The sequence below is a fragment of the Luteimonas sp. A537 genome, assembly GCF_054052065.1.
The window spans coordinates 256,198-269,871 of the sequence record NZ_JBSVRH010000004.1; the positions used below are offsets into that span (position 1 = coordinate 256,198).

The following is a 13,674-nucleotide window of genomic DNA, read 5'->3' on the forward strand; positions in this document are numbered from 1 at the left end:
CGCGCGCGTAAAGACAGCCACCCCGGCCGCGAACAGGAATCGGGGCGGCGAACCGCGACGGGGGTCCGCGCTGCCCGTCCCGCACACAGGGGGTGTGCTCCCCCGGCCTGTCCGAAATCAACCGCAAGCCCCACGCAATCGGGATCAGCGCCACAAAAAAAGGCCCGGCATGGGCCGGGCCTTTTTCGCAGTGCGTGTGCTGCGTTACCAGATCACGACCTGGGACTCGCCTTCGCGGACCATGGCGCTGCCGGGGGTGCACTGGAACGCAGCGGCGAAGGCCGGCAGGTTCGAGGGCGCGCCGATCGCGCGGAAGTTCGCCGGGGCGTGCGGGTCGGTGGCGATGCGCACCTTCAACTCCTCGTCGGTGAAATTGCGGCGCCACACCGTGGCCCAGTTGGCGAAGAAGCGCTGGTCGCGGGACAGGCCCTCGATCATCGGGTCCTCGCTGCCGGCGGTGGCCTTCTTCATCGCGTCGTAGGCCGTGGCCAGGCCGCCGAGGTCGGCGATGTTCTCGCCGAGCGTCAGCTTGCCGTTGACGTGCAGGCCGGGCGCGGCCTCGTAGTCGTTGAACTGGGCGATCAGCTTGTCGGTGCGTCCCAGGAAGCCCTTGGCATCGGCCTCGGTCCACCAGTTCTGGAACTTGCCGCTGGCATCGAAGCGGCTGCCCTGGTCGTCGTAGCCGTGGGTCATTTCATGCCCGATCACCGCGCCGATGCCGCCGTAGTTGAGCGGATCGTCGGCCTCGGCGTCGAAGAACGGCGGCTGCAGGATCGCGGCCGGGAACACGATCTCGTTGGCCAGCGGGTTGTAGTAGGCGTTGACCATCTGCGGCGGCATCGCCCATTCGGTCTTGTCGACCGGCTTGCCGATCTTGCCCAGCATCCACTTGTAGTTGAACTCGTTGGCGGCCAGCACGTTGCCGATGTAGCTGTCGCGCGAGGTCTCCAGGCCCGACCAGTCGCGCCACTTGTCCGGGTAGCCGATCTTGGGCGTGAAGCTGGCCCACTTCTCCATGGCCTTGGCCTTGGTCTCGTCGGACATCCAGTCGAGGTTCTCGATGCGCAGCTTCAGCGCCTCGCTCAGGTTGGTGACCAGGGATTCCATCCGCTCCTTGGCTTCAGGCGAGAACGCGACGTCGACGTACATCTGGCCCAGGGCCTCGCCTGTCTGCTGGCCGATGGTGTCGAGCACGCGCTTGCCGCGCTCCTTCATTTCCTTCTGCCCGCGCATGGTGGCGGAGTAGAAATTGAAGTTCTCTTCGGCGAAAGCGTCGGCGAGGTAGGGCGAGGCGCCGTCGACGGTATGGAAGCGCAGGTAGGACTGCCAGGTCGCGGGGTCGACGTCGGCGATCATGCTGCTGACCTCGGAGTGGAACTCAGGGATCGCGAGCGAGAACTTCTCCGGGATCTCCAGGCCCTGGGATTCGAAGAACGTGGTCCAGGCGAAGTCCGGTGCGAGCGCGTCGGCGTCGGCCGGGCTGACCGGGTTGTAGAACAGGCCGACATCGCGCGACATCTCTTCGCTCGACTTCGACACCTTGGCCAGGCGGGTTTCGAACGCGACCACGTCCGCGGCCTGGCTCGTGGCCTCGGCGGCGGGCACGCCGGAGAGCTCCAGGACCTTGGCGACGTGCGCCTGGTAGGCCTCGAGCTTGTCCTTCTTGTCAGCGTCGAAGTAGTAGGTCTTGTCGGGCAGCCCGAGGCCGCCCGGGAAGGCGTAGGCGATGTTCATGGACGAATCCATGAAGTCGGCCTCGGGGCCGAAACCGAAGATGGTGAACTGGCCCTTGGCCGCGCTGCTGCGCAGGTAGTCGGCGATCGCCGCCGGGGCGTCGAGCGCGGCGATGGCGGCAAGCTCGGATTCCAGCGGCGCGATGCCCTGGGCGTTGATTGCCTCCGCGTCGAGGCCGGTCGACCAGATGTCGCCGACGATCTTGTTGACGCCGGTCGCGCCTTCAACCGCCGCGGCCTGGTCGGCCAGCTGGCGCTGGATCGCCTGCGAGCGCTCGTCGAGCATCTCGAAGGCACCCCATGAAGTGCGGTCGCCGGGGACCGGGTTGGCCGCGAGCCACGTACCGTTCACGTACGCGCCGAAATCGGTGCAGGCGTTGCCATTGGGGTCGAAGTCGCTGGCCATGAAGCTGTTGACGCCGGGAAGCGTGGATTCGTCGAGGGTGAACGCGGCGGTGGCGGCGGGCGGGGCGTCGACGGCCGCGGTTTCGGTCGCGGCGTCGCGCTGGCAACCGGCCACCGCGGTGGCAACGGCCAGCGACAACAGCAGGAACTTGGGTGCGGACTTGGAAAAATGGCTCACGGCGAACTCCGCCCTGGTGGGCATGGGTGATGGGATGGATCGGCCACGCGAGCGGGCCGGCCCCTGAATTTACGCCTGCACTCCCGTTGTCGGGGGTGCAGAAGGTCATGGCGGGTCATAGCGGGCATGGCTGCCGCCATCGATCATGCTCCTCCCACATTCATCTTTCTGCCGTATGATGGCGGGGTTGGCGCACGGCAGTCCGTTATCCGGTCATTGCCCAGCCGCGGTCGCCCCAGGCGGCCCGGCCCTTTAACTCCCGCACGTCTCTCGTCGCGCAGACACGGCCCCGGACATCTCCGGTGGCCGTCAAAATTATTGTCCGCCGCGCGGTTCACGGAAAGCGCCGGGCAAGCTGCGAACCAGGAGTTCAAATCCATGTCCGATACCCGGACCTTCGAGACCCTCGGGCTCTCGTCCGCGCTGCTGCGCGCGCTCGATACGAGCGGCTACACCATTCCCACCCCGATCCAGGAGCAGGCCATCCCGCTCGTGCTGGCCGGGCATGACGTGCTCGGCGCCGCCCAGACCGGCACCGGCAAGACCGCCGCGTTCGGCCTGCCGATGCTGCAGCGGCTGGCGAAGGAAACCCCGCCCAAGGGCCCGCGCAAGCCGCGCGCGCTGATCCTGGTGCCGACCCGCGAGCTCGCGGTGCAGGTCGCCGAAAGCATCAAGGACTACGGCCGCCACCTGCGCCTGAACGTCACCACCATCTTCGGCGGTGCCGGCATGCAGCCGCAGATCGACAACCTGCGCCGCGGCGTCGACATCCTCGTCGCCTGCCCGGGGCGCCTGCTCGACCATATGGAGAATGGCCACGCCAAGCTCGACGCAGTCGAGGTGCTGGTGCTTGACGAGGCCGACCGCATGCTCGACATGGGCTTCCTGCCGTCGATCAAGCGGATCATCGGGCGGGTGCCCAAGCAGCGGCAGACGCTGCTGTTCTCGGCCACCTTCGAGCCGCGCATCAAGGCGCTTGCGCTGGACTACATGCAGTCGCCCAAGCAGGTCGAAGTGGCGAACCGCACCAGCATCGCCGACACCATCGTGCATCGCGCGCACCCGGTCGATTCCGGGAGCAAGCGCGACCTGCTGATCGACATCCTCGCCGCCCGCCACACCGATCGGGTGCTGGTGTTCGGCAAGACCAAGCACGGCTGCAACCGCCTGGCCGAGCAGCTCGAGACCGCCGGCCTGCCGGCCGTCGCGATCCACGGCAACAAGAGCCAGGCGCAGCGGCAGAAGGCGCTGGACGCGTTCAAGGCCGGGCGTGCCCGGATCCTGGTCGCGACCGACGTCGCCGCGCGCGGCCTGGACATCCCCAACCTGCCGCTGGTGATCAACCACGACCTGCCGATGGTGGCCGAGGACTACGTGCACCGCATCGGCCGCACCGGCCGTGCCGGCGCGACCGGCGAGGCGCTGTCGCTGGTGTCGCCGGAGGAGGGCGGGCTGCTGAACCAGATCCAGAAGATGCTCAAGGCCGAGATCCAGATGGACGTGGTGCCCGGCTATGAGCCGAGCCGGCCGATCCGGCTGGATGCGCCGATGCCGCCTCAGGGTGGTCGCGGCCAGCGCCAGGGCGCGCCGCGTCCCGGCGGCCAGCGTCCCCCGCGGGCCCCGGGCGCCAAGCCCGGCTACCGCCAGGGTGGCCATGGCAAGGCGCAGCCGGCGATGGCGCATGCCCACGCCGGGCCGAAGGCACCGGGCACCCGCGGACGCGGCGGGCGTGGCCACGGCGGCAGCAGGAGCGGCTCCAGCGCCTGAGCGCGCTAACCGCCGCCGAGGTCGCGGACCAGGCGGAAGCCGAGGTCGTCGAAGCCACGCTCGGCTTCGTGGGCCTCGGGGCCGGCGGCGCCTTCGTTGCGCCAGCCGGCACCGCTGACCACGCGCTGCGCGCAGCTGCCGCTGCAGTCGATGTTCCATTCCGAGATGCGGCGGTCGCCAGCGGTTGTCGGCAGGCGGCTCCATTCCGATGCGGTGGCCAGGCGATACGCCAGGCCATCGCGCTTGCCGAGCCACGCCGCATAGGCGCTGGCGTCGTCCCACGACACGCAGACCACGGGGTCGGCTCCGCGCTGGTCGAACCCGGGCGAGCGCCAGTTGCGCGGCGCAAGCATGCGCAAAAGCGATGCCCGCTCGCGACAGCGCGCGGGCTCTCGACGCGTTGCGTCGGCGAAGGCCGCGTACTCATCGCGGCTGACCAGGCGGCGCATCGCGCCCACGCGGATGCCACCCTGTTGCACCAGGACCATGTCGATACCGGGCCCGCCCAGGCGTTCGCCCGGGATGGGAATGGCTCGTGCGCGCTTCTCCAGCGCAGCGAGCGCCGGGGCTTCCAGGCCCATGCGGCGCGCGGCTTCGACCGCGTCGAGGCCGGCGGCCCGATCGAAATCGGCCGCGGCGTGCTCCACCCGCGCAGCGACCACCTTGTCCATGCCCTGTTTGGCCTTGCGCAAGGCCGGACCGTCCGCGCGCGCGGTCCGCGACGCCAGCTGGCTCGCCTGCATGATGCTGGTGCGGGCCGGGTCGGTGCGGCCTGATGCGAAGTCGCGTGCGGCCCTTTCGCCCAGGGTGGTGATCATGGCGTCGATCGCCGGCGCCAGGCGGAGGTGGTTGGGGTCGGCCTGCCAGGCATCGAGCAGGCTGGTGTAGGCGTTGTCGCCCGCGGGCGACGTCAGCTTGCCGGCGCGCAGCTGCCGCTCGGCAAGGACCAGGAAGCGCTCGGCTTCGGACGCGGGTGCGGCGCGCAGGAGTGCATCGTCGGGATTGCCCAGCAGCGTTGCCGGGCGGCGGGCCGGCACCGGATTGCCGGCGGTGGCGGCATCGCCGGTCGCGTTGGCGCGATAGAAGCCGGGCGAGTCGCTGCGATGCTCGAAGTACAGCCCGGCGCCGAGGCTGCCCACGGCCAGCAGGCCGGCAGCCGCCCATGCGCGGGCGGGCAGGGCGCCGAGCCGGGCGCCGAGATCGCGAAGCAGGCCGCCTGCACCGCGTCGCTCCGCGGCTGGAACGCGATCCAGCGCGGCCAGCATCTGTGCCGCGTCGGAGAACCGGTGTCCCGCCGACTTGGCCAGCGCGCGGTCGATGAACGGTTGCCAATGGCGCAATCCGCGCGGCAGGCGCGGGATCGGATCCTGCACGTGCATCACCGCCATCGACAGCGCGTCGGCGGCGTTGTAGGGCAGGGCCCCGAGCAGCATCTCCCAGGCCAGCACGCCGACGCTGTAGAGGTCGGCGCGGGCATCCACGCCTTCGCCGCGCGCCTGTTCGGGCGGCATGTAGGCGGTGCTGCCCACGGCCAGGCCGGCGGTGGTCACGCGCGAGCCGTAGCCGCGCCGCAGGGCGATGCCGAAGTCGGCCAGGAGGGGCCGGCCGGTGTCGTCGAAGAGAACGTTCTCGGCCTTGACGTCGCGGTGCACGATGCCGCGCGAGTGCGCGTACTGCAGCGCCGACAGCAGGCTGCGCAGGATCTCGCGCGTCGCGGCTTCGTCGCCGCGCAGGTCGCGCTGGCCCAGGTGGCCGCGGGCCAGGTAGGGCATGGAGTAATAAGGCAGCCCGTCGCGGGTGCGGCCGACGTCGTGGATGCCGACGATGTTGGGATGGTCGAGGCGGGCGATGGTGCGGGCTTCGTTCTCGAAGCGGCGCCGGCTGACTTCATCGCCGAGCGCTTCGGGCAGCATCACCTTGATCGCCACCTCGCGGTTGAGCGAAAGTTGCTCGCCAACATAGATCGTCGACATGCCGCCGGCGCCGACTACCCGGTTGATCCGGTAGCCGGCAATGTCGGGCAACGGCGTGTCCGCGCTGCGTGTCCTGTCGTGCATGTCCCGGCCCCCTTCAGGCGTGGACGAGGATAGCGCCCCCGCGTCGGGATGTGATGAACGCCGGTGCGACGCCGGTCACGGGCCTGCGTCGGAGGGTTGGCTGGCCGGCTTGCGGCGGACGTAGACCTGCTTGCGCACCGCGGCGACGACATCTCCGTCCGCGTCGCGCACTTGGGTGTCGAACCAGTGCAGGTACTTGGCTCCGGTCGCGGTGGCGGTGCGCATCGCGTCGAGCACCTCATCGCCGAGATCGAAGCCGGCATGCACGGTGCCGCGGCCGGGCTTGAGGAAGCGGATCTCGGCGGCCTGGTCCCAGACGTAATAGTCACGCCCCAGCGAACGCATGGTCAGCAGCATCCAGAACGGATCGGTCATCGCGAACAGGCTGCCGCCGAAGTGGGTGCCGACGTAGTTGCGGTTGTACCAGCGCTGGCGCAGCTCCACGTGGGCGTGGCGGAAATCGTCGCTGATCGCGGTGATGCGGATGCCGGCGAACAGGAACGGTGGCCACGCGTTCATGCCGCGGCGCAGGGTCGATGCGCGCACGCTCAGGACAGCAGCAGTGCCGACATCTGCCTGCGGTAGCGCGAGACCAGCCCGGGGTCGTCGATCACCCGGAAGGCTTCGATCAGCGCCTTGCGCGGCAGGCCGTCGTCGAAGTCGCGGTCGTGGCGCAGCATGGCCATGAATTCCTCCAGCGCGGCATCGTGGCGGCCGGCGACCATGTGATGGGCACCAAGGAGGTGGCGCGCGCGCAGGTCCGCGGGATCGGCGGCGAGCGCGGCCTCGAGCACGGCTGCCTGGGGTGCGTCGCGGAGCAGGGCGGCGAAGCCCAGCGCGGCACGCGCGCGCAGGGCACGGTCGTCGGTGGCGAGGTTGGCCGGCAGCCCGTCGAGCAGCGGGCCGGCCTCGGCGGTGGCGCCGGTGGCAAGCAGGGCGACGGCCAGGTCGAGCTTGAGGCCGTCATTGTCCGGCGCGGCCTCGACTTCGCGACGCAGGCGCTGGACTTCCGCCTGCGGGTCGACGGGCGCGACGGGTTCCGCATCGGCCGCGGCATCGGCATCCGCCGGGGCGTCGGCGGGCACGATGCCGTGGCGGGCGAGGAACTCGCGCAGCTCGCCTTCGGGCAGCGCGCCGGGGAAGCCGTCGACCGGCTGCCCGTCCTTGACCAGGATGATGGTCGGGATCGAGCGGATCTGGAACGCGCCGGCAAGCTGCTGCTCGCTCTCGACGTCGACCTTGGCCAGCAGGAAGGCACCGTTGTAGTCGGCGGCGAGCTTTTCCAGCACCGGACCGAGGGTCTTGCACGGCCCACACCATTCCGCCCAGAAGTCGATCAGGACCGGCGTCTGCAGCGAACGATCGAGGACTTCGGCTTCGAAGTTGTCGGTGGTGACATCGAGGACGTGGGGTTTGGCGTGTTCGGGGGACATTGCGCGATCCGGTATGCGATGAACCGGAGATTGTGCCAGCGCTTGCCGATTGCAAGCCCGGGAGGCGAGGATGCCGGGCCTTGCCAGGAGCCCGCGTGCGCATGATCGAAGCAGTGGAAGCATCCCGGGCACCGGGGACCAGGGCGCGATGTGCGGCGGGCTTTGCCGCGGGCATCTGCTTCGCGCTGGCGCTCGCGGGCTTCGGTGCCGCGCTCACCGGCTACGGGCAACTGCACTATCCGGTGGCACTGCTGGGAGCTGCCGGCGTTCCGCGTGCGACCGCGTTCAACCTGCTTGGATTCCTGTTTCCCGGGTTGCTGGCGGCGTTCGTCGCCCTGCATCGTCGCGGCGGGCTGCCGCCTTCGGCACCGCTGTCTGCGCGCCTGGGCTGGACAATGGCGCTGTTCGCAGCGCTGGCGTTCGCGGCACAGGGCCTGTTGCCGCTTGATGGCTCCGCGCCCGATGCCGGCCGGGGCCGCCTGCACGGCGTGGCCTGGGGACTGTGGGGCATCGCATTCGCGGCGGCGGCGACGGCGCTGTCCATGGCGGCGTTGCGGATGTGCAGATGGCGTGCGGCCGCCGGCCATTTCATCGCGGGCGCCCTCGTTTTCAGCCTGGCGTGGCTTGCCGCCGACCTGGTGCCGGCGCCCTTGGCGCAGCGCGCGGCGTTCGCCTGCTGGTTCGCATGGATCGCCTGCGTCGGCCTTGCCGGATCCGGCGGCGCATGGCGGTGGCATCGTCCACTGCGGTAGGCTTGACGGCCCTGTTTTGCTGGCGCCCGACGTGTCCGAAACTCCCGCTGCGACCGACCCGACCTCCTACCGTCCCGCCGACGTCGAACGCGCGGCCCAGGGCTTCTGGGAGCGTACGCGCGCGTTCGAAGCAACCGAGGACCCGGGCCGGCCGAAGTATTTCTGCCTGGCGATGCTGCCGTACCCGTCCGGCGCGCTGCACATGGGGCACGTCCGCAACTACACCATCAGCGACGTCATCAGCCGCCACAAGCGCATGGGCGGCTTCAACGTGCTGCAGCCGATGGGCTGGGACGCCTTCGGCCTGCCGGCTGAAAACGCCGCGATCAGGAACCGCACCGCACCGGCGAAGTGGACCTACGCCAACATCGACCACATGCGCGGGCAGCTGAAGATGCTGGGCTACGCGATCGACTGGTCGCGCGAGTTCGCCACCTGCAGCCCGGACTACTACGTCCACGAACAGCGCATGTTTACCCGACTGATGAAAAAGGGCCTCGCCTACCGCCGCAATGCGGTGGTGAACTGGGATCCGATCGACCAGACCGTGCTTGCCAACGAGCAGGTGATCGACGGCCGCGGCTGGCGCTCCGGCGCGCTGGTGGAAAAGCGCGAGATCCCGCAGTGGTTCCTGCGCATCACCGACTATGCCCAGGAGCTGCTGGACGGGCTGGACACGCTCGACGGCTGGCCGGACTCGGTCAGGACCATGCAGCGCAACTGGATCGGCCGCAGCGAGGGCCTGGAAATCCAGTTCAGGGTCGATGGCGAAGACGAGCCGCTGACCGTCTACACCACGCGCCCGGACACGCTGATGGGCGTGACCTTCATCAGCATCGCGGCCGAACATCCGCTGGCGCTCAAGGCGGCGGACAAAAACGCGGAGCTCGCGGCCTTCATCGACGAGCTGCGCAAGGGCGGCGTCTCCGAGGCCGAGGTCGAGACCCAGGACAAGCGCGGCATGGCGACCGGCCAGTGGGCGATCCATCCGCTCACCGGCGAGGACGTGCCGGTCTACGTCGCCAACTTCGTGCTGATGGGCTACGGCACCGGCGCGGTCATGGCGGTGCCCGCGCACGACCAGCGCGACTGGGAGTTCGCCAAGATCCATGGGCTGCCGGTGCGGCCGGTGGTCGTGCCGCCGGGCGTGGCCGACGCGCTGCGCGAGGTCAGCAGCGACGTCGCGCACGATGTCGATCCCTTCCAGGCGGCGCTGGCCGGCGGAACGGTCGACGCCTACGACACCTCGGCGGCGGTAGCCGTGGTCCGCGACTATTTCGAATCGATCCGCAGCGGGGGCGCGTACACCGATCGCGGCATCCTGGTTGCCTCGGGCGAGTACAGCGGCATGGATTTCGACGCCGCCTTCGATGCGCTGGCCGCGCGTTTCGACGCCGACGGCAACGGCCGGCGCCGGGTCAATTTCCGCCTGCGCGACTGGGGCGTGAGCCGCCAGCGATACTGGGGCTGCCCGATCCCTGTGGTGTACTGCGACGGCTGTGGCGCGGTGCCCGTGCCCGACGACCAGCTGCCGGTGATCCTGCCGGAAGACGTCGAGGACGCCTTTGCATCCGGGACCGTGCAGTCGCCGATCAAGGCCGATCCCGAGTGGCGCAAAACGACGTGCCCGGAGTGCGGCGGCAAGGCCGAGCGCGAGACCGACACCTTCGACACCTTCATGGAGTCGAGCTGGTACTACGCACGCTACACATCACCGGGCGCGGCCGACATGGTCGACGCGCGCGCGAAGTACTGGACGCCGGTCGACCAGTACATCGGCGGCGTCGAGCACGCGATCCTGCACCTGCTGTATTTCCGCTTCTACCACAAGCTGCTGCGCGACCAGGGCCTGGTGGACAGCGACGAACCGGCGGTGAACCTGCTCACCCAGGGCATGGTGGTGGCCGACACCTACTACCGCGAGGACGCCAACGGCGCCAGGGAGTGGTTCAACCCCGCCGATGTCGACGTCGAGCGCGACGAGCGCGGTCGCATCAGCGGCGCGCATCTCGCCGCTGACGGCCAGCCGGTGCGCGTGGGCGGCATCGAGAAGATGTCGAAGTCGAAGAACAACGGTGTCGACCCGCAGTCGATGGTCGACAAATACGGTGCCGACACCGTGCGCCTGTTCTCGATGTTCGCCTCGCCGCCGACGCTGTCGCTGGAGTGGAACGAGGCCGGCGTCGAAGGCATGTCGCGCTTCCTGCGGCGCGTCTGGCGCCTGGTCCAGGAGCATGCGGCAACGCTCGCGGCCGCGCCCCCCCTTTCCCTGTCCGCGGGCGACCTCACCTCCGAACAGAAAACCCTCCGCCGCCACCTGCACGAGACCATCCAGAAGGTGGGCGACGACTATGGCCGCCGCCACAGCTTCAACACCGCCATCGCGGCGCTGATGGAAATGCTGAACCACCTGGTGAAGTTCAACGACGCCAGCGAGGCGGGCCGCGCTGTTCGCCACGAAGTGCTTGAAGCGATGGTGCTGATGCTGAACCCGGTGACGCCACACACCTGCCACGCGCTGTGGCAGCTGCTGGGCCACGCCGAGCAGGTGGTTGACGCTGTCCCGTTCCCGGTCGTCGACCCGGAGGCACTGGCGCGCGACGCGATGACGCTGGCGGTGCAGGTCAACGGCAAGCTGCGCGGCACGATCGAGGTCGCCGCCGATGCCGCGCGCGATGCCATCGAGGCCCGTGCACTGGCCGAGCCGGGCGTGGTGAAGGTGCTCGAGGGCCTCACCGTGCGCAAGGTGATCGTGGTGCCGGGCAAGATCGTGAACATCGTCGCCGGCTGAGTTCAGTCGCCGTCGCAGGGCGCGCTGGTCAAGGTGCGCCGGGCCAGCGGCTTGCCCGCGTTCGACACCAGGGTGGCGGTCAGCCCGTCGCTCGCCCATGCGCCGGTGTCGGCTTCGCCCACGTGGGTGGTGGCCCGGCGCCAGCTCTCCATGGGCTTGCCCGGGCCGTTGACCATCAGCGATGCCGGCGGCCGCGCCGTGGCACGCCTGGCTGCCCGGGGCGCCGGGATTGTTGATAAGCAGACGCCGCGTCGTTCACACTGCGGCACTATGAAACGACTCCGCACGTTGCTTGCCGTCGCCCTGGTCCTGCTGCTGCCGGCCTGCGGCTTCCATCTCCGCGAACCGCTGCAGTTGCCGCCGGAGCTCACTGGCGTGCAGGTGACGGCGCGCAACCCCTACAGCCCCCTGCGGCAGTCGCTCACGCGCACGCTCGAGCGCGCCGGCTTCGATGTCTCCGAGCGCGCGGGCGAGGGTATTGCACGGCTTCAGATCCATTCCGAGCGCTGGGAGTCGCAGGCGATCAGCGTCGACCAGTTCGGCCGCGCCCAAGAGTTCACCCTGCGCTATGCGGCCGTGTTCAGTCTGCTGGATGGCGACGGTGAGGAACTGGTGCCGGAGCAGGTGATCGAGCTGTCGCGGGACTACGTGTCCCTTCCGGCGAATTCCTCGGGCTCGGAAAGCGAGCGCGAGATGCTGTCGCGCGAGATGGAGCGCGAGATGGCGGCCGCCGTGCTGCGCCGGATCGATGCGGTGAACCGCGCGCAGCAGCAGGACCAGGTGCCGATGCCGGTGCCGCCGGCCGGCGGCTGAGCGGCCACGCCCGGCAATGGCTCGTGACCTGAGTCCCGAACAGCTGGCCGGTGGCCTTTCCCGCGGCCCATTGGCACCCGTGTACCTGGTTGCCGGCGCAGAACCCTTGCGCGTGCTGGAGTGTGCCGACGCGATCCGCGCCGAGGCTCGCGCGCAGGGCTATGCCGAGCGCGAAGTGTTCGAGGTCGAGACGCGCGACATCGACTGGGACGGTCTCGAGGCCAGCCTGCGTGCGCCCAGCCTGTTTTCGTCGCGTCGACTGATCGAGGTCCGCCTGCCGACGGCGAAGCCGGGCAAGCGCGGCGCGGACGTGATCGCCGGCTACTGCGCCGCGCCGCCGCCCGACACCTGCATGCTCGTCACCGGCGGTGAGTGGAGCGGCAAGCACGGGGGCAAGTGGAGCCAGGCGATCGCCGCGGCCGGCGCGGTCGCGGTGGCCTGGCCGGTGAAGCCGCATGAACTGCAGGGCTGGCTTGAAGCGCGCCTGCGCCGTCAGGGCGTGCGCGCCGACCGTGGAGCGGTGCAACTGCTGCTGGAACGCGTGGAAGGCAACCTGCTTGCGGCCGCCCAGGAAATCGACAAGCTGGCCCTGGTTGCCGGCGACGACACCCTGGACGCGGCGCGGATGCAGGCCCTGGTGGCCGACGCCGCGCGCTACGACGTGTTCCGGCTGGTCGATTCCGCGCTCAACGGCGAGGGCGTGCACGTGCTGCGCATGCTGGCCGGGCTGCGCGCCGAGGGCGCCGCCGTGCCTGCGCTGATGGGCATGGTGGTGATGGAGCTGCAGCGTGCGGCGGCGCTTGCGCGGGTCAAGGCGCGCGGCGGCAACCTGGGGTCCGAGTTCAAGGCCCAGCGTATCTGGGATTCAAAGGAGGCCGCCTACCGCCGCGCCCTGGATCGCCACCCGGCCGCGCGCTGGGAGCGCTTCGTCGCGATGGCGGGCGAAGTGGACCGGGTCGCCAAGGGCCGCGGCGACGGCGACGAGTGGCTGATGCTGGAACGGCTGCTGCTTGCGGTCGCCGATCCGCGCGCGGTTCCGCTGCTGGTGGCATGAACCTGCTGGCCTGCTACGGCGGCAGCTTCGACCCGGTCCATCTCGGCCATATCGCAGTGGCGCTTGCGGTGCGTGACGGTCTCGGGGCCGAGGTCGCGCTGGTGCCGGCCGCTGATCCGCCGCACAAGGACGCGACCCACGCCACGGCCGCCCAGCGCGTGCGGATGCTCGAACTGGCCATCGCCGGCAAGCCTGCGCTGCGCGTGGATGGGCGCGAGCTTGACCGCGAGGGCCCGTCGTACACCGTCGACACCCTGCGCCTGCTGCGGGCGGAGCAGGGCCCGCATCGCCCGATCGCCTGGGTGGTGGGTGGCGACTCCCTGCTGCAGCTTGACCGCTGGCACCGCTGGCGGGAAATCTTCGCCCACGGCCACGTGCTGGCGGTCGCGCGCGCCGGCTCGCCGCTGGGCGAAGACGAGATCGCCGCGCGCGCGCCTGCGGTTGAGCGCCAGCTGGGCTTCCGGCGCAGGCCCGTCGCGGCGCTGGCGCGATCCCCCGCGGGTGGCTTCGCGACGCTTGAACTGCCCCGCCTGCGCCCCGAGTCCTCGACCGGCGTGCGGCGGCTGATCGACGATGACGGGGACTGGGAGCCTATGTTGCCGCCGGCGGTGGCCGGATTCATCCGCGAACACCGCCTGTATGGATACGGGGCCGCGACGCCTCCTTCGCTATAATCCACGTCCCCGCCAAC

10 protein-coding genes and 1 pseudogene are annotated in these 13,674 nt (G+C 70.0%); 6 read left to right on the forward strand and 5 right to left on the reverse strand.

Annotation, left to right across the window (positions count from 1 at the left end; genetic code table 11):
- Positions 1-204: 204 nt before the first annotated feature.
- Positions 205-2,283, reverse strand: a complete 2,079-nt coding sequence (locus ACW7GZ_RS11980) for a M13 family metallopeptidase (RefSeq protein ID WP_457002883.1) — start codon at positions 2,281-2,283, stop codon at positions 205-207.
- A gap of 411 nt (positions 2,284-2,694) precedes the next feature.
- Between ACW7GZ_RS11980 and ACW7GZ_RS11985 the strand changes: the two are divergent.
- Positions 2,695-4,132, forward strand: a pseudogene (locus ACW7GZ_RS11985) (DEAD/DEAH box helicase); the annotation flags it as partial.
- Here the strand turns inward: ACW7GZ_RS11985 and ACW7GZ_RS11990 are convergent.
- The 3 genes from ACW7GZ_RS11990 to trxA form a co-directional block, all read right to left on the reverse strand.
- On the reverse strand, positions 4,089-6,140 hold the full coding sequence (locus ACW7GZ_RS11990) for a bifunctional serine/threonine-protein kinase/formylglycine-generating enzyme family protein (protein ID WP_457002385.1): 2,052 nt from the start codon (positions 6,138-6,140) through the stop codon (positions 4,089-4,091). The pseudogene ACW7GZ_RS11985 and the gene ACW7GZ_RS11990 overlap by 44 nt on opposite strands.
- A 75-nt stretch (positions 6,141-6,215) precedes the next feature.
- Complete coding sequence (locus ACW7GZ_RS11995) at positions 6,216-6,686, reverse strand: DUF4442 domain-containing protein (RefSeq protein ID WP_457002386.1); 471 nt, start codon at positions 6,684-6,686, stop codon at positions 6,216-6,218.
- Between the two features lie 2 nt (positions 6,687-6,688).
- Positions 6,689-7,573, reverse strand: coding sequence for a thioredoxin (trxA, locus tag ACW7GZ_RS12000; protein ID WP_457009405.1), 885 nt, complete (start codon positions 7,571-7,573; stop codon positions 6,689-6,691).
- A 101-nt stretch (positions 7,574-7,674) separates the two neighbouring features.
- Between trxA and ACW7GZ_RS12005 the strand changes: the two genes are divergently transcribed.
- Together ACW7GZ_RS12005 and leuS are read left to right on the forward strand one after the other, a co-directional pair.
- Positions 7,675-8,325, forward strand: coding sequence for a DUF998 domain-containing protein (locus ACW7GZ_RS12005; protein WP_457002389.1), 651 nt, complete (start codon positions 7,675-7,677; stop codon positions 8,323-8,325).
- Positions 8,326-8,356: 31 nt separating this feature from the next.
- Positions 8,357-11,116 carry a leucine--tRNA ligase gene (leuS, locus tag ACW7GZ_RS12010; protein ID WP_457002391.1) on the forward strand — a complete coding sequence of 920 codons (2,760 nt, stop codon included), beginning with the start codon at positions 8,357-8,359 and terminating at the stop codon, positions 11,114-11,116.
- A gap of 2 nt (positions 11,117-11,118) precedes the next feature.
- On the opposite strand, the gene ACW7GZ_RS12015 is transcribed toward leuS, so the two are convergent.
- The gene (locus ACW7GZ_RS12015; RefSeq protein ID WP_457002393.1) at positions 11,119-11,292 is read right to left on the reverse strand and encodes a hypothetical protein; all 174 of its coding nucleotides are present in this window, start codon (positions 11,290-11,292) and stop codon (positions 11,119-11,121) included.
- A 94-nt stretch (positions 11,293-11,386) separates the two neighbouring features.
- Here ACW7GZ_RS12015 and ACW7GZ_RS12020 point away from each other — a divergent pair, with 94 nt between their 5' ends.
- From ACW7GZ_RS12020 to nadD, 3 genes are read left to right on the forward strand one after another with little or no spacing between them, the layout of a single operon-like run.
- Positions 11,387-11,929: an LPS-assembly lipoprotein LptE gene (locus ACW7GZ_RS12020; protein ID WP_457002395.1), complete on the forward strand. Its 543-nt coding sequence runs from the start codon at positions 11,387-11,389 to the stop codon at positions 11,927-11,929.
- A gap of 16 nt (positions 11,930-11,945) precedes the next feature.
- Entirely contained in the window at positions 11,946-12,983 is a 1,038-nt protein-coding gene (gene holA, locus ACW7GZ_RS12025; protein ID WP_457002397.1) for a DNA polymerase III subunit delta, read from the forward strand.
- A complete protein-coding gene (gene nadD / locus ACW7GZ_RS12030; RefSeq protein ID WP_457009407.1) occupies positions 12,980-13,657 on the forward strand; it encodes a nicotinate-nucleotide adenylyltransferase in 678 nt (225 codons plus the stop codon). Before holA ends, nadD begins: the two co-directional genes overlap by 4 nt.
- The last annotated feature ends 17 nt before the right edge of the window (positions 13,658-13,674 follow it).

Excerpts from the sequence above, each read along its gene's own strand:
- ACW7GZ_RS11990 (WP_457002385.1), bottom strand. The coding sequence starts at position 6,140 with ATGCACGACAGGACACGCAGCGCGGACACGCCGTTGCCCGACATTGCC.
- trxA (WP_457009405.1), bottom strand. The coding sequence starts at position 7,573 with ATGTCCCCCGAACACGCCAAACCCCACGTCCTCGATGTCACCACCGAC.
- ACW7GZ_RS12005 (WP_457002389.1), top strand. The coding sequence starts at position 7,675 with ATGATCGAAGCAGTGGAAGCATCCCGGGCACCGGGGACCAGGGCGCGA.
- ACW7GZ_RS12015 (WP_457002393.1), bottom strand. The coding sequence starts at position 11,292 with ATGGTCAACGGCCCGGGCAAGCCCATGGAGAGCTGGCGCCGGGCCACC.
- ACW7GZ_RS12020 (WP_457002395.1), top strand. The coding sequence starts at position 11,387 with ATGAAACGACTCCGCACGTTGCTTGCCGTCGCCCTGGTCCTGCTGCTG.
- holA (WP_457002397.1), top strand. The coding sequence starts at position 11,946 with ATGGCTCGTGACCTGAGTCCCGAACAGCTGGCCGGTGGCCTTTCCCGC.
- nadD (WP_457009407.1), top strand. The coding sequence starts at position 12,980 with ATGAACCTGCTGGCCTGCTACGGCGGCAGCTTCGACCCGGTCCATCTC.